The following is a 23,713-nucleotide window of genomic DNA, read 5'->3' as shown; positions in this document are numbered from 1 at the left end:
TGAGGGCCTGGGGCTACTTCTGCGAGGTCTTCGGGTCCGGTGGCTTCTCGCTCGGCTCGGCGTTCGAAGGCTCCCCCTGATCTCCCTGATCTCCCTGATCTCCCTGATCTCCCTGATCTCCCTGATCTCCCTGGAAGAGTCCAAAGACTTTCACCGCGCGCCGAGTCCGGTCAGGTTCGGATCCCGGAAGGAAAATCGTGCCAAGAGACTGCACCGGCGAAGCACCGACCAGCGAAGCACCGGGCGGCGATTCACCGGCCACGTCGAACACCATGCGCAACACCCTCATCTCGCCGTCGGTGAAGTCACCGCACGGCTTCTCCAGTTTCTGCGTCAGCCCCACTACGTCCTGCCAGTTGACCTCGTCCCTTTCCATGGCACCCCCTGCCCTCGACTGAATGCCGGGAAGTCTGGCGACGTGCCAACCTTCCGTCAAGGGACGTTGTCTTCCGGGGACTTGGGCTCCGTTTCACCAAGGAGGCGGGCGCGCACCTCGGCGGCCCGGCGGTGGCCGAGTTCCTCGAGCAGTACGGCCGAACGCTGCCATGCCACGCTCGCCGAAGCGTGATCACCGGCGGCCAGGTGCACGTCACCGAGGGAGGACAGGGTGTCGGCCTCGTTGTAGCGGTCGCCGGTCTCCCGGTAGATGGCGAGCGCCCGCTCATAGCTCTCGGCGGCCTGCTCGTACTGCTGGAGGCGGTGGTGGATGCGACCGAGGCTGTCCCAGGTGTCGGCCTGGTCGAAGCGGTCCCCCGCCTCCTCCAGCAGTCGCAGCGCCCGTTCGCAGTGGCCCAGTGCCTCCTGGTGACGGCCCAGCCGGGAGCAGAACCAGCCGACCGCGTTCAGCGCCCGCGCCTGACCGGTGCGATGGCCGGCCGCCTCGAAGAACTCCAGCGCCTTACGGGCATGGTCAAGCCCCTGCTCGTACTGGCATTTCTCGTCCCGGAGCCACGACAGCGTCCGATGCGCATGCGCCTGACCGACGAGGTCGCCGAGCGCCTCGTACAGGTCAAGTGCCTGCTGCATGTGGGTGGCGACGTCCTCATAGCGGCTGAGCCGCATGTACGCATAGGCCAGGCATCCGTGAACCACCGCCTGACCGTGCATGCTTTCTTCGCGCCGGGCGGCCTGAAGTGCCCGTTCGTGCGTGGCGGCGGAGTCGTGCCAGTGTCCGCCGCGGTCGAAGTAGGGCTGGAGCGCCCAGGCCAACTGCCAGGCGTGGGTCTCGAGCCGGCTGTGCACGGCCAGTTGCTGCACCGACAGCAGCACGGCGTGTTCTCGCAGGAACCAGGTCAGCGCCTCGTCGTGGTCGGCGAAGTGCTCGCCGGTGACCGGTGGCCGCGGTGGGGTGAGGGTGATGGGGTCGTCCCGGTGCGGACTCACGTACAGGCTGGCCCGGTAGGCGCTGTGCAGGTAGTGGTCGAGTATGCGGCGCACCGTGACCTGCCGGTCGGCGGACGGGTCGTGGGTCAGGGCGAGTTCGGCGGCATAGGCCCGCAATAGGTCGTGGAAGGCGTATCGGTCGGCCGACTGCCGCGACAGGAGATGGCTGCCCGTCAGTTCACCCAGCAGGGAACGGACTTGGTCCAGCGGCAACCCGGCCAGGCTCGCCACGGCAGCAGTGCTGATGTCCGGGCCCGGGTGCAGTCCGAGCAGCCGGAACAGCCGGGTGGCCGGCTTCGTCAGCCGCTGATACGACCAGGAGAACACCCTGCGGACGTTGGTGGCCGCGTCGCCGCCGTCGAGCAGGTCCAACGCGCTGCCCGCCGCGTGCAGCTCCTTCGCCAGTGAGGCGAGCGGGAGTTGCGGGTGGGTGGCGGCGTGCGCGCCCACGATGGCCAGGGCGAGCGGAAGGCGCGCGCAGAAGGCGATGATGTCCTGCACCGCATCGGGGTCGGCGGCAAGGCGACGCGCGCCAATATGGCGGCCCAGTACGCCCGCCGCCTCGGCGCGGGACATCAGGCCGAGGCCGACCGGCTGCGCTCCGTCGGTGATCACCAGTCCGGTGAGCAGGCTGCGGCTGGTGATGACGCTGAAGCACTCCGGTGAGCCGGGCAGGAGCGGTCGTACCTGGTCGGTGTCCTGCGCGTTGTCGAGTACGACGAGCATGCGCCGGTTCGCCAGCAGGCTGCGGTAGAGACCGATCTGGCCGTCCGGATCGACGGGGATACGCCGGGGCGGTACGCCGAGCGCGTCCAGGAAGCCGCGGATCGCCTCGGCCGGCCGCATGGCGGGACCGCTCGGGTCGAAACCGCGGAGGTTCACGTAGAGCTGGCCGTCGGGGAACCGGCCGCGGACCCGGTGGGCCCAGTGCACGGCCAGGGTGGTCTTGCCCACGCCTGCCGTGCCTCCGATCGCCGTGATCACGGCCGTGCCGCCGTCGCCGCCCGTCGCCTCCCCCGGCAGGAAGGAGTCGAGCCGGTCGAGTGCCTCCTCCCGGCCGATGAAACCGGTGACGGGGTGCGGGAGTTGGGCGGGCACGACGGTGGCGGGCAGTCCCGTGCCCGCCGCGTTCCGTGCGGCGAGATCACCCGGAGCCGCTGTCGGCCTGCGGCCACCCGGAGGGGCGTCGAGATCCAAGCGGGCGTCGAGGTCCGGGCGAGCGTCGAGATCCGGGCCAGCGTCAAGGTCCGGGCGGGCGTCGAGGTCCGGGCGAGCGTCGAGATCCGGGCCAGCGTCAAGGTCCGGGCGGGCGTCCAGACCCAGCCCAGCGCCATGATCGGGGCGAGCGTCCAGACCCAGCCCAGCGCCATGATCCGGACGAGCGTCCAAACCCAGCCCAGCGCCATGGTCCGGGCGGGCGTCCAGACCCAGCCCAGCGCCATGATCCGGACGAGCGTCCAAACCCAGCCCAGCGCCATGATCCGGACGAGCGTCCAGACCCAGGCGAGCGCCATGGTCCGGGCGAGCGTCGAGACCCGGATCGGCGGCCAGGATCTTCGCGTGCAGGCGTTGCAGCCGCCGCCCCGGCTCGATGCCGAGCTCGTCACGGAGCCGGCGGCGGGCGCGGTGATAGGCGGCCAGTGCCTCCGCCTGCCTCCCCGAGCGGTGCAGGGCCAGCATGAGCAGACCGTGGAGTCCTTCCCGCAGCGGATGGTCGACGGTGAGCTGTCGCACCTCGCCCACCAGGTCGAAGTCGTCGCCCAGCGACAGGTCGGCCTCGATGCGTTCCTCCAGGACGCTGAGGCGCCGCTCCGCGAGCCGGTCGCGCTCCGCGTCGAGCAGTGGACTGGTCATGCCCTCGCAGACCCGGCCGTGCCACAGGCGCAGCGCGGCATGCAGGGACTCCGCGGTCGCGGGCAGGTCCCCGCCGGCGCGGGCCGCGTGTGCACGATCGATCAGACGGTCGAACATGCGCACGTCCACCTGTGCCGGTCCGAGAGTCAGCAGATAGCCGGCCTCGGTCCAGACGAGCAGCCCTGACGGTGTCCGGGGCAGGCGCTCGGGCTCCAGGACGCGGCGCAGGCCGGAGACGTGCCGTTGCAGCAGGTTGGCCGCCCGCGCGGGTACGGCCGGTCCCCAGATCGCGTCGACGAGCCGACCCCGGCTCACCGGCAGGTCGGCGTGCAGGAGCAGTACGGCGAGCACCACGCGCTGCTGCGTCTGCCCCAGGTCCAGCTCGGTCGCGCCCCGCCATGCCCGCAGCGGTCCGAGCAACTGAAATCGCAGATCGGTGAACGGCTCTCGCCCAGTCATCACGGGCCCCCGCCTCAAGCAACCAGGACAGCGACTGCCCTCAGCCTGCTGTCCAAGCTAGCGCCGAACCGGCACCGGCACCGCCCACTCGCGGCACCGGCCCGGGAACGCGGACTGCAGCGGCTACTGCAACGGCGACTGCAACCCGGGCTCACAGGATGGGGCGCGGACCGGGGCGCGAGGACCGGCCGGAACCCGACTCGCCGCGCCCACCGGCCCTTTCGACTCGACGAGAGCTGGTGCGGACCCATGACCGACCCACTGACCGCAGCCCGGGCCGAGGCGCTGTTCAGCAGCGACCTGGTCACTGGCTCCGAGCCCACGCACGCAGAGATCGCCACGGCGATCCGGCGGGCGATCCTCCTGAACGGCGGCAGCCTCGGCTGCGCCGGCACCCTCGCCCTGGCCTACGGCGAACGGCCCGAGACCGCCGTACCCCGGATGCGCTGGGCACTGCGCCAGGTCCGGGCCGCCTATCCGCGGACGCTGCCACAACCACTCCAGCGCGGCCGCATGGCCCGCTGACGACTCAGTCAGCCACGACGACCCGTCCGCGCGCGGTTGTCTGCGCAGTGAGGAAATGAGGAAACAGCACGCATGAAGGGGACAGCACGGACCACCGGCCGCCTCGTAGCGCAGCGAGCCACGTCGGCCGACGCCTGGTGGCTGCCGAACAGCCCGCCGGGAATCGGGCCGACCGTGGTCGTGCAGATCTGTCTGGCCTTCCAACTCGCCGTCTCCGGCCAACTCGCCGTCTCCGGTTACCTGCCGGAGCGGGTGGACACAGCGCTGGCCGTCTACGGTGCGAGCACGGTGTGTGCCGTCCTGCTCGGCGCGCGGCAGAACGGGACGGGCCAAGACGGCCCGGCGCATCTCCCAACCAGGGCAGTCGCGCAGTCGGATCGCGCATCCGCCCGGATGCCGGCCGAGGCGCGGGTCAGGGAGGCCGTCGACGGGGAACGCACCCGGCTCCGCCACGAACTCCACGACGGACTCGGCCCCCTGCTGTCCGGCATCGGGCTGTGCGCCCGCGCCCTGTCCGACCAGCTCGACGAGCAAGACCCCGACACGGCACACGCCCTGCTGAACCGCATCCGTGCCGAGGTGTCCGACGCGGTGGCGGAGGTGCGCCGGCTCGTCGACGCCTTGCCTCCCACCGCGGTCGCCTCGCACGGGCTCGTCGAGGCGCTGCGCCATCACGCACGGTTCGTTCCGCCCGCGACGGCCGTCGAGATCGTGACGTCCGAGCTTCCCGTACTCCCCCCGGCCCTGGAGGCCGCCGTGTACCGGATCGTCACGGAGGCCATGACGAACGTCGTACGGCATGCCCGCGCCCGACATGCCCGCGTCACCCTGGCCGGGCGGCGCCGGTCCCTGCTGATCACCGTCACCGACGACGGCCACGGCATCGCCGACGCGCCGGCCGGGGTGGGTCTGACGTCCATACGGCACCGTGCCGAGGCGGCCGGTGGACGGCTCTGGATCCGTACGGCGCCCGGCAGCGGCACCGAAATACGCGTCCAACTCCCGCTGGCACAGGGCCGCACGGTCTGAGCGGGCACCGTCCCTGCGCGACAGCGCCCAAGCGCCGGGACGCCGTCCCGATCCACACCGGATCCCTGCCCACCCCGGTCAGGACTCCTGCCCCTGCTCAGTCCGCGCCGGGCGCCGCACCGTGGGAGGCGTCCATCACCGCCAGTTCCGACAAGGAGTCATCACATGGCCTCAGGAACCTTCCAGTCACTTCCCGTACCGACGACGGCGCTCGACGGCCGCATCAGTGCCATCGTCCTGGACCCGGACGGCAACCCGGCCGACGTCGTCAACAAGGGCACCGCGGTCACCGTGCGGGTCGACTGGAACCTCACCGGCTTCCTCGTTCCGCTGCTGGCGGGCACCTGGAACCTGCACATCAGCGTGGACGAAATCGGCGGCACACACGACTTCAACCAGCCGCAGCCGCCCGAGTCCGTCCCGTTGAACGGCAACCCCGACTACCGGCGCGACATCGTCCTGACGACGCTCCAGGCCGGACGCACCTACTCGCTCGTCGCGTCACTGACCTACCGCAACCCCGTCGGCACGCCCGCGCCGCTCGGCGGCTACGTGAACGTCGGCACCGTGAACGTGCTGCTCTGACCACCGTCACCGGGGGAGTCCGCGTCCCGTCCCGCCGCATCGGCAGGGCGGGACGTGGGCGTTGCGTCAGGTGCCCGGCTTGCGGCCGTACACGAAGACGTCGTCGCCCTTCTTCAGCATCGACCAGTACTTCTTGGCGGTGGCCTTGGTCATGTTGACGCAGCCGTGCGAGCCCGGCGGGTTCCACATGCTGAGGCCTACGGAGTGGAAGGCCTGGCCGCCGTCGAAGAACTGGGCGTAGGGCATGGGAACGTCGTAGATCGACGACACGTGGTCGATGTTCCGCCAGTAGATCTTCTTCAGGCCGGTACGGGTCTCGTAGCCGTTGCGGCCGGTGCGGACCGGCACGGGCCCGTACACGAGCTTCTCGCCGTCCTGGATCCAGCTCAGCTGGAGAGTGAGGTTCACGCAGGCGATACGACCCTTGTTAACGGGGCATTTGCCCGCTTTGTTCGGGTTGTTCCCCACGGCCTTCTGCTTGTTCATCAGGTCCATCACGCCCCAGGTGACGGGACCCGCGTAGCCGATGTTCGGCGTGATGCCGTGCTTGTTCTGGAAGGACTGGGTGGCCTTGCAGTCGGCGGTGGACTGCTTGCCGTCGACGGGCCGGCCGAGGAACTTCTCCACCTGCTTCTGGTACGGGCCGGCCTGTGTGGTGCAGCTCGCGGCCTGCGCGGGCGCGGCGCCCAGTGCGATGGTGAGCGGTGCCACCAGTCCGGTGATCCCGAGTACGACGGCTGCCCGTCTGCGTATGTCCCCCATGGGTCTTCTTGCCTTTCGTGCGAGTGTTCGTCTGCGCTGCCACCAGCTAGACCGCGCTTCGGCGGATTCGGTTGTGGTCGGTCATGCGCCGCGACGAAACGGTGACATTCCGCGTGACGGGAGCTTTCGGATCCAGTCGCCCTCGATTGGACCGGGCCCGGGCGGAAAGTCGCGCCTACCCTGCGCTCATGCACCCCACACTCGCCGAGGACCTCGCCCGGCTTCCCGAGCTCCTTCAGTCCGCCCGTGACCTGGCCGCCCGCGAGCTGGCGGGGATGGCCGAGCGGCCGGTCGTCTGCCTGGACCACGCACCGGACCGCGCGGCCCTCCCGCCCGAGGGTGTCGGCGCCGAGGCGGCACTCGCGCGCTTCACCGAACGATGGGCGCCGGGCATGTCCGGTTCGGCGGGCCCGCGCTATCTCGGGTTCGTGACGGGCGGGGCGACTCCGGCCGCGCTCGCCGGGGACTGGCTGACGACCACGTACGACCAGAACGTGATCAATGCCGCCGACTCGTGGGCGACCGCCCTGGAACGGGAGACGGTGAGCTGGCTTCGGGAGCTGTTCGGGCTGAGCGGGGCGCACAGCGGTGCGTTCGTGACCGGTGCGACCGCGTCCAACATGGTGGGACTCGCCGTCGCCCGGGAATGGCTGGGCGAGCGCAGCGGCGTCTCGGTGGCTCGGGACGGGGTCGCCGCGCTCGGCCCGGTCGAAGTGCTGTCGGGCAGCGCGCACTCCACCGTCCTCAAGGCGCTGTCCGTCCTGGGCATCGGCCGGGACCGGCTGCGCAGGGTGCCGCTGCTGCCTGGCCGCGAGGCCGTCGACGCCGGCCGGCTCGCCGATGCCCTCGAAGCGCTGGAGGGGCGTCCGGCGATCGTCGTGGCCAACGCCGGCACCGTGAACACCGTGGACTTCGACGACCTGGGAGCCATCGCCGCGCTCAAGGACCGGTACGACTTCTGGCTCCACGTCGATGCCGCCTTCGGTGGCTTCGCCGCCCTCTCCCCCGCGTACGCGCATCTCGTCGACGGTCTCGACGCCGCCGACTCGGTCTGCGTCGACCTGCACAAGTGGCTCGACGTGCCCTACGACGCGGCCGTCCAGTTCACCCGCCGCCAGGACCTCCAGGTGAAGGTCTTCCACAACGCGTCGCCGTACATCGGGCTGCCCACCAAGGACCCCGACTTCCTGCACCTCACCCCGGAGAGCTCCCGCCGGCTGCGGGCGCTGCCGGCCTGGTTCTCCCTCATGGCGTACGGCCGTGAGGGACACCGTGAGATCGTCGAGCGCACCGTCGCACTCGCCCGCCGTCTGGGCGAGCGCATCGAGCAGACGCCCGGTCTGCGCCTCCTCGCGCCGGTCCGGCTGAACGTCGTCTGCTTCACCCTGGCCGACGAGCCGACCCAGGAGCGGGTCGACGCTCTGGCGCACGCGGTCACCGAGTCCGGCGAGACGTTTCTGACGCCGACCGTCTACGGCGGAACTCCCGGGCTGCGGGCGGCGTTCAGCAACTGGCGTACGTCCGAGGTGGATGTGGACCGGATCCTGGGCGCGATCCGCAGGGCACTCGCAGAGGCCTGAGCGTCCTAGGCGTCTCCACGTCGCCGGACAACCGTGTGGAACGCGGTGTTGACCGCCGTGATGCCGCCGTCGACGGTGAGCGTGGTGCCGGTGATCCACGCCGCGTCGCGGGAGGCGAGGAAGGCGACGGCCGCGGCGATGTCCTCCGGTTCGCCGACCCGGCCCAGGGGATAGTGCGGGCGCAGCGCGTCGAGTTCGTCGTCCCGCCCCTCCCAGGCCGAGGTGCGCACAGTGCCCGGCATCACCAGGTTCACGCGGACTCCGCGCGGCGCGGCGTGCCCGGCGAGGGTGCGGGTCAGGGAGACGAGGCCCGCCTTGGCGGCGCTGTAGGCGTGGTTGCCGAAGTCCTGTGCGCCGTTGACCGAGCCGATGCTGACGATCGCGCCGCGCCCGGAGGCCGCCAGGTGAGGCAGGGCGGCGCGACAGCAGCGGTAGGCGCCGGTCAGGGTGATGTCGAGGTCGCGGTCCCACGCCTCGTCCGGGCCGTCCTCGAAGAGCGGGGTGTCGACGGTGCAGCAGGCCGCGCTGTTGACCAGGACGTCGAGGGACCCGAAGGCGCCGACGGCGTGTTCGACGGCCGCCTCCACCGAGACCCGGTCCGCGACATCGCACACCAACGCCTCGGCGGAGAGACCCAGTTCACGCAAGCCCGACGCCGACTTCTCCGCCTCCGGCCCGTCCCTGTCGGTCACGAGTACCCGTGCGCCCTCTTCGCCAAGCCTCCGCGCGACGGCCGCACCGATGCCGCGGGCGGCGCCGGTGATGAGAACTCCGTACCCTTGGAAGCGTGTTGTGTCCGTCATGGACCCGAACCTAAGCGTTCCACCGGTTGTGCGCGTCGTTTACCGCAGGCCGGTGGGGGCTGGTCGCGCAGTTCCCCGCGCCCCTTACGGGGCGCTGCACCTCTCCGGACTTCACCGGTCCCGCTCAGTATGAGTACGCACGCTGAAGAAGTCCGTCACGCTGACCTACCGGGTGGCCTCGCATCTCGGCAACGACCCGCATCCGCACCCCTTGTCCCCTCAGGAGGCGGCGCCCCTGATGGCGGAGGCCACCGTGGCCCGGGATCCGTCCGGTGAGGCGCTGATCCTGCTGGGCAGCACGAAGGTGATGGAGCGGGCCCGGGTGTGGGTCGTCACCGTGATGGAGATGGAGGCGTTCTTGCGCGCCGGCACTCGCGACCCTGAGGCCTGGCAGGCACTGCTGGAGCGCCAGCGCGCCGGGCGTGAGGGCTACTACGCGGCCGTACGGGACGACCTGGCGCTACCGCCGGGCCATCCGGCGCGCTGGCCCCTGCCCCCGGCGAGCAGCACCTGGCCTCACCGATAGCCCGTCACATCCGCCGGTTTCCCCGCGTCCTGTACCTCGACGAGATAGCGCCAGGCGTCCGGGCGGCTGCCGTCGAGGTCGGTGAAGCCGTACTCCTGGGCGAGGCTTCCGCTGGAGAGGGACTCGCCGTTCCAGCGGGCCATGTCGGGGTCGGCGGCGAGGGCGGTGACGGCGCGGCCCACGTAGCGGGGGGTCTCCGAGATGGCGAAGTGAGGGGAGACCTTGAGGGCGTCGCGCCAGTTCTCCTCGCGTACCTCGTAGTTGTCGAGCATCATCTCCGAGCGCAGCCAGCCCGGGGTGAGGGCGACGGCGGTGGCGCCGCGCGGGCCGAGTTCGTGGCCGAGGGCGAAGGCCATGCGCAGCACGGACGACTTGGCAAGGTCGTAGAAGAAGTTGACGCGGTAGTTCTCGCGGTTGTACTCGGCGGTGCCGTCGGTCATCTCGACGACCAGGCCGGCAGGGCTGCGCAGGAGCAGCGGCAGGGCGTGGTGGCTGGTGATCGCGTGCGTCTCGACGGCGAGCCGGAGCAGCCTGAGTCCGTTGTCGAGGTCGTGCTCCCAGACCGTGCTGTCCCACTCGAAGAGCTTTTCGCCGCCCCAGACGTCGTTGACCAGGACGTCGAGGCGGCCCTGTTCGTCGGCGATGCGGTCCACGAGGCTGCGGACCTGCGCCGGTTCGAGGTGGTCGGTGGGTACGGCGATGCCGTGGCCGCCCGCCTCGGTGACCAGGTCGGCGGTGTCCTCGATGGTCTCCGGGCGGTCGTACTCCGAGCGCCGTTCGCGGGTGGTGCGCCCGGTGACGTAGACGGTGGCGCCGGCCGCCCCGAGTTCTACGGCGATACCGCGTCCGGCTCCCCGTGACGCTCCGGCGACCAGCGCGACCTTGCCCTGTAGCGGCTGTGACATGTCCGACCTCCCGTGTGACCTCGTCTCCTTCGAGAGTGACGGGTAAGCCGGACATCCTCTGTCGTGTTTTTCCGGGCAGTCACACGGTCGGGCGCAGCCGCTCGTCCAGATCGGCGTAGGCGGACAGGAACCAGAGCTGGTTGCCCAGATTGCTCTCGTACACGAAGTCCCGCAGTGCCTGGCTGTCGGCGACGTGCGGTGCGATGTCCCCGACGACGGCCAGGCGCAGGCGGTACTGGGCGAACTTCTGCACGATCGCGCCCGCGATCCCCGAACGCAGCCGGAAGAACTCGTCCGGCACACGCTCCGCGGGCACCGCGACCAGTTCCGCCTCGCGCCACCCGGCGTCGCCGATGAGGTCCAATGCCGCACGCTCGCCGTCGAGCGGTGGGCCGTCGGGAGCGCAGCGCAGGACGGTGACACCGTGCAGGGTCACGATCTCGTCGGCAGGGGGCGCGGCGTCAGTGTCCACGGGCGATCCATTCCTCCAGGTGCGGGGCCTCGGCGCCGATCGTCGTCGAGTCGCCGTGGCCGGTGAGGACCTTCGTCTCGGGCGGCAGGGTGAGCAGTCGCTCCCGGATCGAGGTGACGATCGTCGGAAAGTGCGAGTAGGAGCGGCCGGTGGCGCCCGGCCCGCCCTGGAAGAGGGTGTCGCCGGTGAAGACGGCGCCGAGGCCCTGGTCGTAGAGGCAGACCGCGCCGGGCGCGTGCCCGGGGGTGTACAGGACGGTCAGGTCGGCGCCCGCGGCCTCGATCACCTGCCCGTCGGCGAGATGGGCGTCCGGGTCGCGGTCCGGGTGGGTGAGCTTCCACAGCGGCAGGTCGTCGGGGTGCAGCCAGATGGTGGCACCGGTGCGGTCGGCGAGGGCGGGAGCGGCATCGATGTGGTCGTTGTGGGCGTGGGTGCAGACGATGGCGGTCAGCCGGCGGTCTCCGACGGCCTCGGCGATGGCGTCGGCGTCGTGGGCGGCGTCGATGACGATGGCCTCGTGGTCGTCGCCGACGATCCACACGTTGTTGTCGACGTCCCAGGTGCCGCCGTCGAGGGTGAACTGCCCGGACGTGACGAGGCGTTCGATGCGGGCGCCCATCACAGCACCACCACCGAGCGCAGGACGTCGCCGTGGTGCATCCGCTCGAACGCCTTCTCCACCTCGTCGAGTTGGATCGTCTCGGTCACGAACGTCCCCAGATCCAGGCGCCCCTGCTGATGCAGGTCGATGAGCATGGGGAAGTCGCGGGAGGGCAGACAGTCCCCGTACCAGGAGGACTTGAGCGCCCCGCCGCGCCCGAAGACGTCGAGCAGGGGCAGTTCGAGCTTCATCTCGGGGGTCGGTACGCCGACGAGGACGACCGTTCCGGCGAGGTCGCGGGCGTAGAAGGCCTGCTTGTACGTCTCCGGGCGGCCGACGGCCTCGATGACGACGTCGGCGCCGAAGCCGCCGGTCAGGTCGCGGATCGCCTCAACCGGGTCGGTCTCCTTGGAGTTGACCGTGTGGGTGGCGCCCATCGTCCGGGCGGTGGCCAGCTTCCGGTCGTCGATGTCCACGGCGATGATCTTCGCGGCTCCGGCCAGGCTCGAACCGGCGATCGCCGCGTCGCCCACACCGCCGCAGCCGATGACCGCGACCGTGTCGCCGCGCCCGACGTTGCCGGTGTTGATCGCGGCCCCGATGCCCGCCATCACACCGCAGCCGAGGAGCCCGGCCACGGCGGGCGACACCGCCGGATCGACCTTGGTGCACTGTCCGGCGGCGACCAGCGTCTTCTCGGCGAAGGCGCCGATGCCGAGGGCCGGGGACAGCTCCTGCCCGGTCGAGGCGAGCGTCATCTTCTGTCCGGCGTTGTGGGTGTCGAAGCAGTACCAGGGGCGGCCCCGCAGACAGGCCCGGCAATGACCGCACACCGCACGCCAGTTGAGGATCACGAAGTCACCGGGCGCGACGTCCGTCACCCCGTCCCCGACCGCCTCCACGACGCCGGCGGCCTCGTGGCCCAGCAGGAAGGGGAACTCGTCGTTGATGCCGCCCTGCTTGTAGTGGAGGTCGGTATGACACACCCCGCAGGCCTGCACCTGGACGACGGCCTCGCCCGGCGCCGGGTCGGGTACCACGATCGTCTCCACCCGGACGGGCTCGTCCTTGCCCGGTGCGATCACTCCACGAACCTGCTGCGCCATGGGCCTGACCCCTTCTGTCGCTCTTCTGCATGTCCTCCCGACCCTACGCGTGACTGATCAGTAAGGGCGCGGATTCCGTCACCAAAAATACCCCCGGGGGTACCTCTGCTACGGTGCTCACATACCCCCGGGGGTAATTATCCGAGGAGAGGAGTGCCACCGTGTATTTCGTCGACACCATCGAGGTGCCGGGGCTGGGCAATCGCGGCTATCTGGCGGGCGGGGCCCGCGGCGCCGTGGTGGTGGACCCGCCGCGGGACATCGACCGGGTGATCACGGCCGCCGCCCGGCGCGAGGTGCGGATCACGCACGTCGTCGAGACCCATGTCCACAACGACTACGTGTCCGGCGGCCTGGAGCTGGCCCGGATCACCGGCGCCGTGTATCTCGTGCCGGCCGCGGCACGGGTCTCGTTCCAGCGGACGCCGGTCGCCGACGGCGACGTGACGGAGATCGAAGGTGATCTGGCGCTGCGTGCGCTGGCCACGCCCGGACACACCCCGCACCACACCGCGTACGTCCTGGAAGAGGCCGGGCGGGCGGTGGCCGTCTTCACCGGCGGTTCCCTGCTGATCGGCACGGTCGGACGGCCCGACCTGGTGGAACCCCGGCTGACCGACCGGCTGGCCCGGGCACAGCACGACTCCGCCCATCGACTGGCCGCCGCACTGCCGGACGAGACCGCGGTGCTGCCCACGCACGGGTTCGGGAGTTTCTGTTCCGCCGCGCAGGCCACGGGCGGGGCGACGACGACCATCGGCCACGAGCGCACCGCCAACGAGGCTCTCCTCAAGGACGTCGACGCCTTCGTCGCCGACCTGCTCGCCGGCCTCGACGACGTCCCCGCGTACTACGCCCACATGGGGCCGGCGAACGCCCAGGGCCCCGGCCCCGTGGATCTGACCCCACCCCGTCGGGCCGACGCCGAGGAGATCGCGGCACGGCTGGCGGACGGGGAGTGGGTGGTGGACCTGCGGGACCGGCGGGCGTTCGCGGAGGGCCATGTCGCCGGGTCGTTCAACTTCGAGGCCGAGGGGCAGCTCGCCACCTATCTGGCCTGGCTGCTGCCCTGGGGCAAGCCGGTCACGCTGCTGGCCGCCACGCCCGCCCAACTCGCCGACGCCCAGCGTGAACTCGTCCGGGTCGGCGTCGACCGGCCCGCCGCGGCGGCAACCGGATCTCCCGCGGTCTGGGTGCGCGAGAGCGAGTCACCGCGCTCCTTCCCGCGCGGCACCTTCGCCGGGCTGGCCGGGCGACCGACCGACGAGGTGGTGGTCCTGGACGTGCGGCGGGCCGCCGAACAAGCGGCCGGCCACATCAAGGGAGCTCTGCACATTCCGTTGCACCAGTTGCGCGAGCGGCTGGCGGAGATACCGGACGGCACGGTGTGGGTGCACTGCGCGGGCGGCATGCGGGCCGCCGTCGCCGCCTCACTGCTGGACGCGGCCGGGCGGGACGTCGTTGCCGTCGACGACGCGTTCACCGCGGCGGCCGCGGCCGGGCTGCCCATGGCGAGGATCACGCCCGAGGAGGCGCACCGGCGGACCGGCGCGGAGTCGGGCGCCGTACTCCTGGACGTAAGGGAGCGGGACGAGTGGGACGCCGGCCACGCACCCGGCGCCGTACACGCTCCGCTGTCCGCTCTGGTGGCCGGTGGCCGGCTGCCGGAGGCCGCGCAGGACCGGCCGTTGGTCGCGATCTGCCGCTCCGGCACCCGTTCCCGGGAGGCGGCCGCCCTCCTCACGGCACGCGGCGCCGACGTGGTGGATGTCCTGGGCGGGATGCGGAGCTGGGTGGCGGCGGGCCTTCCGGTGGTGGAGCCGCTCTCGGCGACCGGCGCCGCGAGTCACGCCAGGTGAGCGGGCTGGTACTCGCCCTGCTCGCCGGCGGCCTCACCGGGCTGGCGCTGGGGGCGTTGGGTGGTGGCGGCTGCATTCTGGCCGTGCCCGCGTTGATCTACCTGCTCGGTTTCACCCCGGCCGCGGCCACCACGGCCGGCCTGGTCGTCGTCACCCTCACATCCGTGACGGCGCTGGTCACCCACGCCTGCGCGGGTTCGGTGCGATGGCGTGCGGGCGCGCTGTTCGCCGCGGCGGGTCTCGTGCCCGCGGCGGTCGGCGGCGCGGTGTCCGGGCGGCTGCCGTCCCCCCTGCTCATGGGGGCGTTCGCGCTGGTCGCCGCCGTCGCCGCGGCCCGTATGCTCCGGCCGTCGGCCTCGGTACGGTCCGACGAGCTGCCGGTGCGATCCGGCCAGGTCGTCAAGGCCGGGGCGGGGCTCGGCGCGGTGACCGGTCTGCTGGGGGTGGGCGGCGGTTTTCTAGCCGTGCCGGCCCTGGTGAACGTCGTCGGCCTGCGGATGCGGGCCGCCGTGGGGACCAGCCTGCTGGTGATCACCGTCAACTCGCTGGCCGCGCTGGCGGCTCGGACGGGCTCCGCCGCGGACGTCGACTGGAGTGCCGTCGCTCCGTTCGCCGCGGCGGCGGTGCTCGGCGCCTGGGACGGCAAGCGGCTGACGGCCGGGCTCTCGGCGGACACGCTGCGACGGACGTTCGGCTGTGTGCTGCTGGGCGTGGCCGCGATCATGCTGGTCGACGCCGTCCTGTAAAACGTCCCCCGGCGGTCACGCCAAGGACAGGAACAGCTTCTCCATCCGGGCCTTCATCTGCTCCGTGGTCTCGCCGTCGCCCCGGCTCCGCTCGGGGTCGGTCAGACACTGCTGCAACCCCGTCGCGATGATCGCGAAGCCGGCCCGGTCCAAGGCACGTGAGGCCGCGGCGAGTTGGGTGACCACGTCCTCGCAGTCGCGGCCCTCCTCGATCATCTTGACCACTCCGGAGATCTGGCCCTGCGCCCGGCGCAGCCGGTTCAGCACGGACTTGAGTTCGTCGCCCTCGAATTGCAGCTCCACCATCACTCCTTCATATACCCGTAGGGGTATTTTACCTCCTTGGCTCCGAAAGGAACGTTCAGCATGACACCTCCCGCCACCCCCGAGGCCCTCGACCCGAGCCAGGCCGCTGCCCGCCTGGCCGAGGCGACGGTCGTCGACGTCCGGACACCGGGCGAGTACGCCTCCGGTCATCTGCCCGGCGCCCTCAACATCCCCCTGGACCGGATCCGGCACGCCCTGCCCGCGCTCCGCAACGTCCCCGGCGATCTGCTCCTGGTCTGCGCCTCCGGTGCACGCTCACGCAGCGCGTGCGAGATCCTCGCCGGGCACGGCATACGGTCCATCACCCTGACCGGCGGCACGCGGGGCTGGGCGGAAGCGGGGCACCGGCTCGACCGCCCGGCTCCGGGATCCCGCGTCGGCTGGTCCATGGAGCGCCAGGTACGTCTCACCGCGGGCACGCTCGTCCTGGCCGGACTCGGCCTCGGACTCCTGCACCCCGCCGGGCTGTTGCTCTCCGCCGGAATCGCGGGCGGCCTCGTCTTCTCCGCGCTCACCGACACCTGCGGCATGGCCGCGCTGCTGGCGAAGCTGCCGCACAACCGGCCGCGGCCCGCCGACCTCGACGCGACCCTGGCCGCACTCGGCGACCGCTGACGCCCCTGCGCATGGACGAAGCCGCCCACTCCTGGCGTCTCCATGCGGGGGCCGACGTAGCCTGAGTGCTCAGCCACTCCCAAGGAGCGCCGTGAGCATCGCCGCGACGAAGAGCAGCACGCCCACGTGGCGGCTGCTCCTCGGTTATGTTCGACCCCACCGCTGGGCCCTGCTGACAGGTGCCGTGCTCTCGCTCGTCACGGGCGCCACCGGACTGCTACTGCCACTGGTGGCACGGGAGTTGATCGACGACCTCTCGCACGACCGGACCATCACCGGGGCGCTGATCGCCATGTCGGGTCTGGTGGTCGCCAACGCGGCCGTGGGCGCGCTGGGTGGGTATGTGCTGCGGCGCACCGCCGAGTCGGTGGTGCTCGGCGCGCGGCGCGCCCTGTCGTCGTATCTGCTGCGGCTGCGGATCGCGGCCGTGGACCGCAGCGAGCCGGGCGATCTGATGGCCCGGATCACCTCGGACACCACGCTGCTGCGCGAGGTCACCACCGACTCGCTCGTGGGCTTGGGCACGGGAGGGCTCACGCTCGTCGCCACGATCGTGATGATGGGCCTGGTCGATCCGGTGCTTCTCGGGGTGACCATGGCCGTGATCCTCGGCGCGGGCACGATCCTCGGCGTGATCGTGCCGCGCATCAACCGGGCGAGCAAGCAGGCGCAGGACGCGGTCGGCGTCATGGGCGCCTCGCTGGAGCGGATCCTGGGCGCGCTGCGCACGGTGAAGGCCTCCGGTGCCGAGCACCGCGAGGAGCAGACGCTGCACTCCGCGGCCGAGGAGTCGTGGCGGCAGAGCGTGCGGGCCGCCAAGTGGTCGGCGGCGGCGGGCAATACGGCCGGTCTCGCGATGCAGATCGCGTTCATCACCGTGCTCGCGGTGGGCGGTGCACGGGTCGCGACCGGCGCCGTGGACGTCGGCACGCTGGTGGCGTTCCTGCTCTACGTCTTCTATCTGATGTCGCCGATCCAGCAGGTCGTCGGCGCGATCACCCAGTACCAGACGGGCTCCGCGGCCCTCGCCCGCATCCAGGAGGCACTGTCCCTGCCCGCCGAACCGGCGTCCCGGCCCGCCCCGTTGCCGTCACCCGGCGCGGAACCGGCCGCGCTCACCTTCACGGACGTCCGCTTCCGGTACGCCGACGACCTGCCGTACGTGCACCACGGGGTGACCTTCGAGGTGCCCGCCCAGGGCATGACGGCGTTCGTCGGCCCCTCCGGCGCGGGCAAGACCACCGTGTTCTCCCTCATCGAGCGGTTCTACGATCCCGAGTCCGGCGTGATCACCCTCGACGGCCGCGACCTCGCGGACTGGGAGCTGACCCAACTGCGGTCCGCCATCGGCTACGTCGAGCAGGACGCGCCGGTCCTCTCGGGCTCGATGCGGGAGAACCTGCTGCTGGGAAACCCGGACGCGGACGACGCGGCTCTCGCGCGCGTGGTGAAGACGACCCGTCTCGACGGTCTGGTGGCCAAGCTGCCCAGCGGCCTCGAAACGCTCGTCGGGCACCGCGGCACCAAGCTGTCCGGCGGCGAGCGTCAACGGGTCGCCATCGCACGTGCCCTGCTGCGCCGCCCCCGACTGCTGCTCCTGGACGAGGCGACCTCGCAGCTGGACGCGGTGAACGAGGCGGCGCTGCGCGACACCGTCGCCGATGTGGCCCGTACGACGACGGTGCTCGTGGTCGCCCACCGGCTGTCGACGGTGACGATGGCCGACCGGATAGTCGTCATGGACGCGGGCCAGGTGCGTGCAGTGGGCACACACCGCGAACTCGTGGCCGCCGACCCGCTGTACGCGGAGCTGGCGGCCACGCAGTTCCTGGCCACGGCCGGCTGAAGCGGAGCTCAGAAGGGATAGTGGGCCTGCTGGGTGGCGATGGTCACCCAGCGGGTGTTGGAGAAGGCCTCGATGCCCCAGCGGCCGCCGAACCGCCCGTATCCCGAGGCCTTCGCACCACCGAACGGGGCGTGCGGCTCGTCGGCCACCGACTGGTCGTTGACGTGCACGATCCCGGTACGGATCCGGCGGGCGACGGCCAGCCCGTGGGTGGCGTTCTCGGTGATGATGCCGCAGGTCAGGCCGTTCTCCGTGTCGTTGGCGAGGGTGACCGCGGTGGCGTCGTCGGCGAACGACTCGACCACGCACACCGGTCCGAAGGCCTCGGCGTGGTAGAGGTCGGCGCCCTTCGGCACCTCCGTGAGGACGGTCGCCGGGTGCACCGCCCCCTCCGGCTCGCCGCCGCCGACGAGGACCTTCGCCCCCTTGGCGACGGCGTCCCGTACCAGCCCGGCCACGCGCTGCGCTGACGACGCGGCGACCAACGGGCCGACCACGGTGTGCGGGTCGCCCGGGTCACCGGACGGGAGGGAGGCCACCTTCGCCGTGAACCGCTCGGTGAACTCCTCGGCAAGGGACTCATGGACGAGGATGCGGTCTCCGGACATGCAGATCTGCCCGGCGTTCATGAACACGCTGAACACGGCCGCGTCGACCGCGTAGTCCACGTCCGCGTCGTCGAGCACGATCACCGCGTTCTTGCCGCCCAACTCCAGGACGGCCGGCTTGAGATGACGGGCCGCTTGCTCGCCGATGATGCGGCCCACGCCGGTGGAGCCGGTGAAGTTCACTCCCCTCACCCGCTCGTCCGCGATCAGCGCCTCGGCGATCTCGGCGGCGTCCTCGCGGGCGTTGGTGACGACGTTCAGCACGCCGTCCGGGAGTCCGGCCTCGCGCAGCACGTCGGCGATGAGCAGCCCGCAGGCGATCGGCGCGTCCTCGCTCGCCTTGACCACCACGGTGTTGCCCGCAGCGAGCGGCGCCGCGACGGCCCTGACACCGAGGATGACGGGCGCGTTCCACGGGGCGAACGCGGCGACCACACCCAGCGGTTCACGCACCGCCAGCCCCAACGCGCCCTGCTCCTGGGCGCTCAGCACCTCCCCGCGCGGCGCGGTCACGGCGGCCGCCGCCTCACGCAGCATGTTCGCGGCGAGGGACACGTTGAAGTACGCCCAGGGGCGGGTGCCGCCCGCCTCGTTCGCCATCAGCTCGGCGACCTGCTCGCCCCGCGCGTCCAGCAGGTCGGCCGCCTTCAGGAAGATCGCCCGGCGCGCGAAGGGCGCGAGAGCAGCCCACTCCTCGAACGCCGCGTCGGCGGCGTCCACGGCCCGGCGTACATCCTCGGGGCCTGCGGCGGCGACCGTCGCGTACACCCCACCCGTATAGGGATTGAGGTCCTCGGTGGTGCGACCGGAGGCGGCGGGCACGTCCTTGCCGCCGATGAACAGTTCACGGGTGATGGGCATGCGGCCGACCTTTGTGTTCGCCGTGTGAAAGTTGATCCACTCTATCGCGCATGCTGCGAGCCGGGTGCGGCAATGTCAAGGGTCGCGGACCGCGGCTGCGCTTGCCCGGCCCGGCGGGTCGGAGGACTCTCGGAGGGGAGGCCTCTCACGGCCCGCCCCTCGTCGGGCCGCGGCCTCCGAAGGAGGTCAACGATGGGCACGTTCGACAGCAACACCCTGCGCCAAGCCATCGAAGGACACAATGAGCAGCCGCTTCTCTCGCTCTACGCGAACGACGCGGAGCTGCGGATCGTGGACCGCAACACCCAGCCGAGCCACCCCAAGGTCCTGCACGGCCGGGACGAGATCGCCGAGATGCTCGCCGACGTCTACAGCCGAGACATCAAGGCACACAAGCTGGACCGGTGTGTCGTCCAGGGCGACGACGTCGCGTTCAGCGAATCCTGCGAGTACTCGGACGGGGTCCGGGTCCTCTCCGAGTCGATGGTCTCGTTGCGCGACGGCAAGATCGTCGAACAGACCATGATCCAGGCATGGGACGAGTAACCAGGAGGGTCCCGAAGGTCGAGGTCACGACCCGGCTGAACTGGACCTTCTCGGCGCGGGCGGGGCTGGGGCGGCCTCGTCCGCGCCGCCGTCGGCTGCCACTACCGGTTTCCGCAGCAGGCCTGCGGGCATCCGCCGCCCTTCTGCGCTCAGTGCTGCGAGCAGCACGCCCCCGCCCGCTCCCTCCGGCATCGGAGCACGTCACGCGATCCAGGCGCCACAGGTGAGTCCGAGCACGTCGGAGAAGTGCGACGAGCGCCGCATGAGGACGCCCTGCCGCCGGCGATCCCGGCCCCGCCGCCCCTCATGGCCGGCGGGACCGAGCGAGGTCCGGCGTCGCTAGGTCAGCGTCCACTGCTGGTTGTCGCCCGAACCGCAGGACCACAGCACGAGCGGGGTGCGGTTGGCCGTACCCGCGTTGTAGGCGTCGAGACAGAGACCGGCGTTGACGTTCGTGATCGTGCCGTCGCTGTTCACGTTCCACTGCTGATTCGTCTGGCCGTTGCAGTCCCAGATCACGACCTTGGTGCCGTTGGTCGTGCCGAGGTTGTAGGCGTCCAGGCACTTGTTGCCGTACACCACGAGTTCCTTGCGCGCGGTGTACGTCCAGGACTGGTTGCGGCCTCCGTTGCAGTCCCACAGCTCGGCCTGGGTGCCGTTGGTGATCGTGCTGTTGTTGATGTCCAGGCAGCGGGACGACTGGGTGCCGACGACGAGTGAGCCGTTCGTCCCGGACAGGGGCCGCACCGCGATGCCCTCGACCGTCGGACCGCCGGTGAAGGTGAGCGTGCCGGCGGAGCCCTTGGCCAGGGAGACCTGGACGGAGACGGTGCCCGCGGCGGATCCGGTCGGCGGGAAGGCGACCGTGGTGGCGGTCTGGCCGTTGACCTGGAGGGTCGCCGTGCGGGTCGCGGAGGTGTTGTTGGTGTAGGAGACGTCCACGACCTTCACGCCCGTGTTCGCCGCCGTCACGCCCGTGAAGCGTCCCGTGGAAGCGGGCGCGTACGTGCTGCCCGTCGCCTCCGTGCCGCCGGTGACCTTGAGCATCACCGAGCCACCCGCGGGGACACTGGTCGTGTAGCCGGTGGCGTACGACCCCACGTTCTGCCGCGCCCACAGGTCACGGACGGTCGCGGAGGCGTTCGTCAGGCCGAGGTCGCTCCAGCGGACGGTGATGTTGCGCGCGGCGGAGGTGCGGTTGAGCAGGACGACGGCGCGGTTGCCGGTGCCGGACAGAACCTTGCCGTAGACCTGCGCTCCCGTGGTGTCCTCGGCGACCTCGACGCCCTGGAGTCCGCGCGGGTCCTGGTCCACGGCGATGACTTCGGGGTTCTTGAGGATGTTCGCGGTCTCGGTGGTCATCGACGCGAGGTTGTTGCCGGCGAGGAGCGGGGCGCCGGAGATCGCCCACAGGTTCATATGGGTGCGGTTCTGGGCGGCGGTGAAGCCGTTCATGCCGACCATCAGCATGTCGGGGTCGTTGTAGTAGCCGGTGTGCTGGGCGGTGGGATGCAGGGTCTGGTCGAAGTTGGAGAGCAGATTCGTCATCGACGGGTTGTTGCCCCAGAAGATGATGTCGGTGCTGGTACGCCACATCGGGGCCATGCCCGGCGCCCAGTTCCACGGGTTCTGCTTGCCCCAGTTGCAGATGGAGAGCGTGAGCGGACGGCCCGTGGTGGCGGTGGCCTTGGTGACCGCGTCGCTGATGGCCCGGTACGTCGACGGCGCGTCGAGCCCCTCGGCGTCGCCGCCGCACCAGTCGACCTTGACGAAGTCGAAGCCCCACTTCGAGAACTGGAGCATGTCCTGCTCGTAGTGGCCCTCACTGCCCGAACCCGGCGCGGCGGGACGGCCCGTCGGGTAGTAGTAGCCGCAGCCGTCCTTGCCGGCGTCCGTGTAGATACCCGCCTTGAGGCCCTTGCTGTGGATGTAGTCGGTGATGGCGCTCATGCCGCCCGGCCACTCGGCCTCGTCGATGGTGATGTTGCCCGCGCTGTCGCGAGTGCCCTGCCACCAGCCTTCGTCGAGGTTGATGTACTTGTATCCGGCTTCCGGCAGACCGGACGCGACGAACGCGTCGACCTGCTGCTTGATCACGTTGTAGTCGATCACCGCGGCGAAGCTGTTCCAGGAGGCCCAGCCCATCGGGGCGGTGGGCACCGGTATCTGACGGGTCGCCACGGCGGCGGGGGCCGCCTTGAAGGGTGGGCTCGGGTTGGCGACGAGGAGGACGGCCGCCACGGCCGCCAGTAAGGCGACCGTACGCAGGACGAAGGTGCGGAACATGCGGCTCCTTTGCCGATATATCGAACGAGGATCGGTTATCCGAACGAGACGGCGCGCTGAAATTAGAGCCGTCGGAGACGGAAGTCAACGGCTGTGACGCGTGCGGGTGGGGGATTGCGCGCGGTCCCGCGTCGACGGAACACTGACCGACGTGCGCGTAGCGATCATGACAGCGGGCTCGCGGGGCGACGTGGCCCCCTACACCGGACTCGGGCACGGGCTTTCGCAAGTCGGGCATGAGGTCACCCTGGTCACCCACGGCTGCTTCGAGCCGCTGGTGGCGGGGGCGGGGCTCGGTTTTCATCCCCTTCCGCTGGATCCCCGGGCGGAGTTGGAGTCCTCGCGCGGGCGGGGGCTGCATCGCAGCGCGACCGGCGTCGGCAAGCTCGCGCGGGTCGTCGCCATGGCGCGGGCGCTGGTCGGGCGGATGACGGACGAGCTCGTGGCGGCCGCTCGGGCGAGCGATGTGCTGCTGCTGTCCAGCTCGTTGGCGCCGCTCGGGCACACCGTCGCGGAGGGTCTGTCGCTGCCGAGCATGGGCGTCTACCTCCAACCTGTCGCCGCCACCCGGGAGTTCGCGCCTGCCGTGCTCGGCGGCGGTTCATGGAGTGCGGTCGGCAACCGGATCGCCGGGCACGGCGTGAGTCTGGCCGTGGAACATGTCTTCGCCTCGACCGTCCCGGAGGTGCGGGCCCGGCTGGGGCTGCCGCGCGCCCGCGCCACGGCGGGGCTGCGGCGCCGGGAGCGGCAGGGGTGGCCGGTGCAGCACGGGTTCAGCCCGCTGGTGGTCGGCCGGCCGCGCGACTGGCGTACGGGGCTGGATGTGGCGGGTTACTGGTGGCCGTACGACCGGGTGGCCCAACTCCCGCCGCAGCTACGGGACTTCCTGGACGCGGGCGAGCCACCTGTCTTCGTCGGCCTGGGCAGTGCGACCGTGCCCGATCCCGAACAGCTCAGCGCTGACATCGTGCGCGCGCTGCGCCGGGCCGGACTGCGCGGGGTGATCCAGCGCGGCTGGGGCGGACTCGGGGCCGCCGGCGACGACATGCTGACCATCGACGAGGTGCCGCACTCCGCGCTCTTTCCGCACATGGCCGCCGTCGTTCATCACACGGGCGCGGGCACCACCGCCGCCGGGCTGCGCGCCGGGGTGCCCGCCGTGCCGGTGCCCATCCAGTTCGACGAGGCGTTCTGGGCGGCACGGCTGGTGACCCTGGGGGTGGCGCCGCGGGCCGTCCCCCTGCGCCGCCTGAGCGTCGACGCGCTGGCCTCGGCACTGGTACGGGTGACACAGGATCCCGGGTACAGGGAGCGGGCGCGGGCGTTGGGGGTCCGGATCCGCGGGGAGGACGGGGTCGCACCCGTCCTGGCTGCGGTGAACCGGCTGGGCGGCTGAAGGGCGGGGCGCAACAATTCCGGCGCCGACCGG

21 protein-coding genes and 1 pseudogene are annotated in these 23,713 nt (G+C 71.2%); 11 read left to right on the top strand and 11 right to left on the bottom strand.

Annotated elements, in window-relative coordinates; all coding sequences use genetic code 11:
* Positions 1–13: 13 nt before the first annotated feature.
* Together KCH87_RS18725 and KCH87_RS18720 are read right to left on the bottom strand one after the other, a co-directional pair.
* Positions 14–376 carry a hypothetical protein gene (locus tag KCH87_RS18725; RefSeq protein WP_210587267.1) on the bottom strand — a complete coding sequence of 121 codons (363 nt, stop codon included), beginning with the start codon at positions 374–376 and terminating at the stop codon, positions 14–16.
* A gap of 56 nt (positions 377–432) precedes the next feature.
* A complete protein-coding gene (locus KCH87_RS18720) occupies positions 433–3,696 on the bottom strand; it encodes a BTAD domain-containing putative transcriptional regulator (protein ID WP_247196434.1) in 3,264 nt (1,087 codons plus the stop codon).
* Between the two features lie 249 nt (positions 3,697–3,945).
* Between KCH87_RS18720 and KCH87_RS18715 the strand changes: the two genes are divergently transcribed.
* From KCH87_RS18715 to KCH87_RS18705, 3 genes are all read left to right on the top strand, one after another.
* Positions 3,946–4,221 carry a hypothetical protein gene (locus tag KCH87_RS18715; protein WP_210587265.1) on the top strand — a complete coding sequence of 92 codons (276 nt, stop codon included), beginning with the start codon at positions 3,946–3,948 and terminating at the stop codon, positions 4,219–4,221.
* 72 nt (positions 4,222–4,293) lie between these two features.
* Positions 4,294–5,250, top strand: a complete 957-nt coding sequence (locus KCH87_RS18710; RefSeq protein ID WP_210587264.1) for a sensor histidine kinase — start codon at positions 4,294–4,296, stop codon at positions 5,248–5,250.
* Between the two features lie 165 nt (positions 5,251–5,415).
* Positions 5,416–5,835, top strand: coding sequence for a hypothetical protein (locus KCH87_RS18705; RefSeq protein ID WP_210587263.1), 420 nt, complete (start codon positions 5,416–5,418; stop codon positions 5,833–5,835).
* A 66-nt stretch (positions 5,836–5,901) separates the two neighbouring features.
* Here the strand turns inward: KCH87_RS18705 and KCH87_RS18700 are convergent, their stop codons facing one another.
* Positions 5,902–6,597: a L,D-transpeptidase gene (locus tag KCH87_RS18700; protein WP_210587262.1), complete on the bottom strand. Its 696-nt coding sequence runs from the start codon at positions 6,595–6,597 to the stop codon at positions 5,902–5,904.
* Between the two features lie 188 nt (positions 6,598–6,785).
* Between KCH87_RS18700 and KCH87_RS18695 the strand changes: the two genes are divergently transcribed.
* Complete coding sequence (locus KCH87_RS18695) at positions 6,786–8,177, top strand: pyridoxal-dependent decarboxylase (RefSeq protein ID WP_210587261.1); 1,392 nt, start codon at positions 6,786–6,788, stop codon at positions 8,175–8,177.
* A gap of 5 nt (positions 8,178–8,182) precedes the next feature.
* Here KCH87_RS18695 and KCH87_RS18690 read toward each other — a convergent pair whose 3' ends face one another.
* Complete coding sequence (locus KCH87_RS18690; protein WP_210587260.1) at positions 8,183–8,980, bottom strand: SDR family NAD(P)-dependent oxidoreductase; 798 nt, start codon at positions 8,978–8,980, stop codon at positions 8,183–8,185.
* Positions 8,981–9,116: 136 nt separating this feature from the next.
* Between KCH87_RS18690 and KCH87_RS18685 the strand changes: the two are divergent.
* Positions 9,117–9,591, top strand: a pseudogene (locus KCH87_RS18685) (hypothetical protein); the annotation flags it as partial.
* Here KCH87_RS18685 and KCH87_RS18680 read toward each other — a convergent pair.
* From KCH87_RS18680 to KCH87_RS18665, 4 genes are all read right to left on the bottom strand, one after another.
* Positions 9,497–10,411: an SDR family oxidoreductase gene (locus tag KCH87_RS18680; protein WP_210587259.1), complete on the bottom strand. Its 915-nt coding sequence runs from the start codon at positions 10,409–10,411 to the stop codon at positions 9,497–9,499. The pseudogene KCH87_RS18685 and the gene KCH87_RS18680 overlap by 95 nt on opposite strands.
* Before the next feature lie 79 nt (positions 10,412–10,490).
* Complete coding sequence (locus KCH87_RS18675) at positions 10,491–10,883, bottom strand: DUF4180 domain-containing protein (protein WP_308298855.1); 393 nt, start codon at positions 10,881–10,883, stop codon at positions 10,491–10,493.
* Positions 10,873–11,502, bottom strand: coding sequence for an MBL fold metallo-hydrolase (locus tag KCH87_RS18670; RefSeq protein WP_210587258.1), 630 nt, complete (start codon positions 11,500–11,502; stop codon positions 10,873–10,875). The genes KCH87_RS18675 and KCH87_RS18670 overlap by 11 nt, the downstream gene beginning before the upstream one ends.
* A complete protein-coding gene (locus KCH87_RS18665; protein WP_210587257.1) occupies positions 11,502–12,590 on the bottom strand; it encodes an S-(hydroxymethyl)mycothiol dehydrogenase in 1,089 nt (362 codons plus the stop codon). The genes KCH87_RS18670 and KCH87_RS18665 overlap by 1 nt, the downstream gene beginning before the upstream one ends.
* A gap of 161 nt (positions 12,591–12,751) precedes the next feature.
* Between KCH87_RS18665 and KCH87_RS18660 the strand changes: the two genes are divergently transcribed.
* Entirely contained in the window at positions 12,752–14,449 is a 1,698-nt protein-coding gene (locus tag KCH87_RS18660; protein WP_210587256.1) for an MBL fold metallo-hydrolase, read from the top strand.
* On the top strand, positions 14,446–15,195 hold the full coding sequence (locus KCH87_RS18655) for a sulfite exporter TauE/SafE family protein (protein ID WP_210587255.1): 750 nt from the start codon (positions 14,446–14,448) through the stop codon (positions 15,193–15,195). The genes KCH87_RS18660 and KCH87_RS18655 overlap by 4 nt, the downstream gene beginning before the upstream one ends.
* A 15-nt stretch (positions 15,196–15,210) precedes the next feature.
* Here KCH87_RS18655 and KCH87_RS18650 read toward each other — a convergent pair whose 3' ends face one another.
* Complete coding sequence (locus KCH87_RS18650) at positions 15,211–15,498, bottom strand: metal-sensitive transcriptional regulator (RefSeq protein ID WP_210587309.1); 288 nt, start codon at positions 15,496–15,498, stop codon at positions 15,211–15,213.
* Between the two features lie 63 nt (positions 15,499–15,561).
* Between KCH87_RS18650 and KCH87_RS18645 the strand changes: the two genes are divergently transcribed.
* Both KCH87_RS18645 and KCH87_RS18640 read left to right on the top strand, forming a co-directional pair.
* Positions 15,562–16,137 carry a rhodanese-like domain-containing protein gene (locus tag KCH87_RS18645; protein ID WP_210587254.1) on the top strand — a complete coding sequence of 192 codons (576 nt, stop codon included), beginning with the start codon at positions 15,562–15,564 and terminating at the stop codon, positions 16,135–16,137.
* A 91-nt stretch (positions 16,138–16,228) separates the two neighbouring features.
* The gene (locus KCH87_RS18640) at positions 16,229–17,983 is read left to right on the top strand and encodes an ABC transporter ATP-binding protein (RefSeq protein ID WP_210587253.1); all 1,755 of its coding nucleotides are present in this window, start codon (positions 16,229–16,231) and stop codon (positions 17,981–17,983) included.
* A gap of 8 nt (positions 17,984–17,991) precedes the next feature.
* Here KCH87_RS18640 and KCH87_RS18635 read toward each other — a convergent pair whose 3' ends face one another.
* Positions 17,992–19,452 carry an aldehyde dehydrogenase family protein gene (locus KCH87_RS18635; RefSeq protein WP_210587252.1) on the bottom strand — a complete coding sequence of 487 codons (1,461 nt, stop codon included), beginning with the start codon at positions 19,450–19,452 and terminating at the stop codon, positions 17,992–17,994.
* A gap of 192 nt (positions 19,453–19,644) precedes the next feature.
* Here KCH87_RS18635 and KCH87_RS18630 point away from each other — a divergent pair, with 192 nt between their 5' ends.
* Positions 19,645–19,998, top strand: a complete 354-nt coding sequence (locus KCH87_RS18630; protein WP_210587251.1) for a nuclear transport factor 2 family protein — start codon at positions 19,645–19,647, stop codon at positions 19,996–19,998.
* A gap of 339 nt (positions 19,999–20,337) precedes the next feature.
* Here the strand turns inward: KCH87_RS18630 and KCH87_RS18625 are convergent, their stop codons facing one another.
* Positions 20,338–22,284 (bottom strand): ricin-type beta-trefoil lectin domain protein, encoded by a 1,947-nt coding sequence (locus KCH87_RS18625; RefSeq protein ID WP_210587250.1) that lies wholly within the window; start codon positions 22,282–22,284, stop codon positions 20,338–20,340.
* Positions 22,285–22,450: 166 nt separating this feature from the next.
* On the opposite strand from KCH87_RS18625, the gene KCH87_RS18620 reads away from it, so the two are divergent.
* Positions 22,451–23,680 carry a glycosyltransferase gene (locus tag KCH87_RS18620; RefSeq protein WP_210587308.1) on the top strand — a complete coding sequence of 410 codons (1,230 nt, stop codon included), beginning with the start codon at positions 22,451–22,453 and terminating at the stop codon, positions 23,678–23,680.
* Positions 23,681–23,713: the final 33 nt, after the last annotated feature.

This window comes from Streptomyces sp. GESEQ-35 (assembly GCF_017948485.1).
Taxonomy (GTDB): Bacteria; Actinomycetota; Actinomycetes; order Streptomycetales; family Streptomycetaceae; genus Streptomyces.
Note: the sequence above shows the minus strand (reverse complement) of the source record. Positions and strands in the feature narration are given on the sequence as shown.

Excerpts from the sequence above, each read along its gene's own strand:
- KCH87_RS18665 (WP_210587257.1), bottom strand. The coding sequence starts at position 12,590 with ATGGCGCAGCAGGTTCGTGGAGTGATCGCACCGGGCAAGGACGAGCCC.
- KCH87_RS18710 (WP_210587264.1), top strand. The coding sequence starts at position 4,294 with ATGAAGGGGACAGCACGGACCACCGGCCGCCTCGTAGCGCAGCGAGCC.
- KCH87_RS18705 (WP_210587263.1), top strand. The coding sequence starts at position 5,416 with ATGGCCTCAGGAACCTTCCAGTCACTTCCCGTACCGACGACGGCGCTC.
- KCH87_RS18630 (WP_210587251.1), top strand. The coding sequence starts at position 19,645 with ATGGGCACGTTCGACAGCAACACCCTGCGCCAAGCCATCGAAGGACAC.
- KCH87_RS18690 (WP_210587260.1), bottom strand. The coding sequence starts at position 8,980 with ATGACGGACACAACACGCTTCCAAGGGTACGGAGTTCTCATCACCGGC.
- KCH87_RS18695 (WP_210587261.1), top strand. The coding sequence starts at position 6,786 with ATGCACCCCACACTCGCCGAGGACCTCGCCCGGCTTCCCGAGCTCCTT.
- KCH87_RS18720 (WP_247196434.1), bottom strand. The coding sequence starts at position 3,696 with ATGACTGGGCGAGAGCCGTTCACCGATCTGCGATTTCAGTTGCTCGGA.
- KCH87_RS18670 (WP_210587258.1), bottom strand. The coding sequence starts at position 11,502 with ATGGGCGCCCGCATCGAACGCCTCGTCACGTCCGGGCAGTTCACCCTC.
- KCH87_RS18700 (WP_210587262.1), bottom strand. The coding sequence starts at position 6,597 with ATGGGGGACATACGCAGACGGGCAGCCGTCGTACTCGGGATCACCGGA.
- KCH87_RS18725 (WP_210587267.1), bottom strand. The coding sequence starts at position 376 with ATGGAAAGGGACGAGGTCAACTGGCAGGACGTAGTGGGGCTGACGCAG.
- KCH87_RS18680 (WP_210587259.1), bottom strand. The coding sequence starts at position 10,411 with ATGTCACAGCCGCTACAGGGCAAGGTCGCGCTGGTCGCCGGAGCGTCA.
- KCH87_RS18620 (WP_210587308.1), top strand. The coding sequence starts at position 22,451 with ATGACAGCGGGCTCGCGGGGCGACGTGGCCCCCTACACCGGACTCGGG.
- KCH87_RS18715 (WP_210587265.1), top strand. The coding sequence starts at position 3,946 with ATGACCGACCCACTGACCGCAGCCCGGGCCGAGGCGCTGTTCAGCAGC.
- KCH87_RS18635 (WP_210587252.1), bottom strand. The coding sequence starts at position 19,452 with ATGCCCATCACCCGTGAACTGTTCATCGGCGGCAAGGACGTGCCCGCC.
- KCH87_RS18625 (WP_210587250.1), bottom strand. The coding sequence starts at position 22,284 with ATGTTCCGCACCTTCGTCCTGCGTACGGTCGCCTTACTGGCGGCCGTG.
- KCH87_RS18645 (WP_210587254.1), top strand. The coding sequence starts at position 15,562 with ATGACACCTCCCGCCACCCCCGAGGCCCTCGACCCGAGCCAGGCCGCT.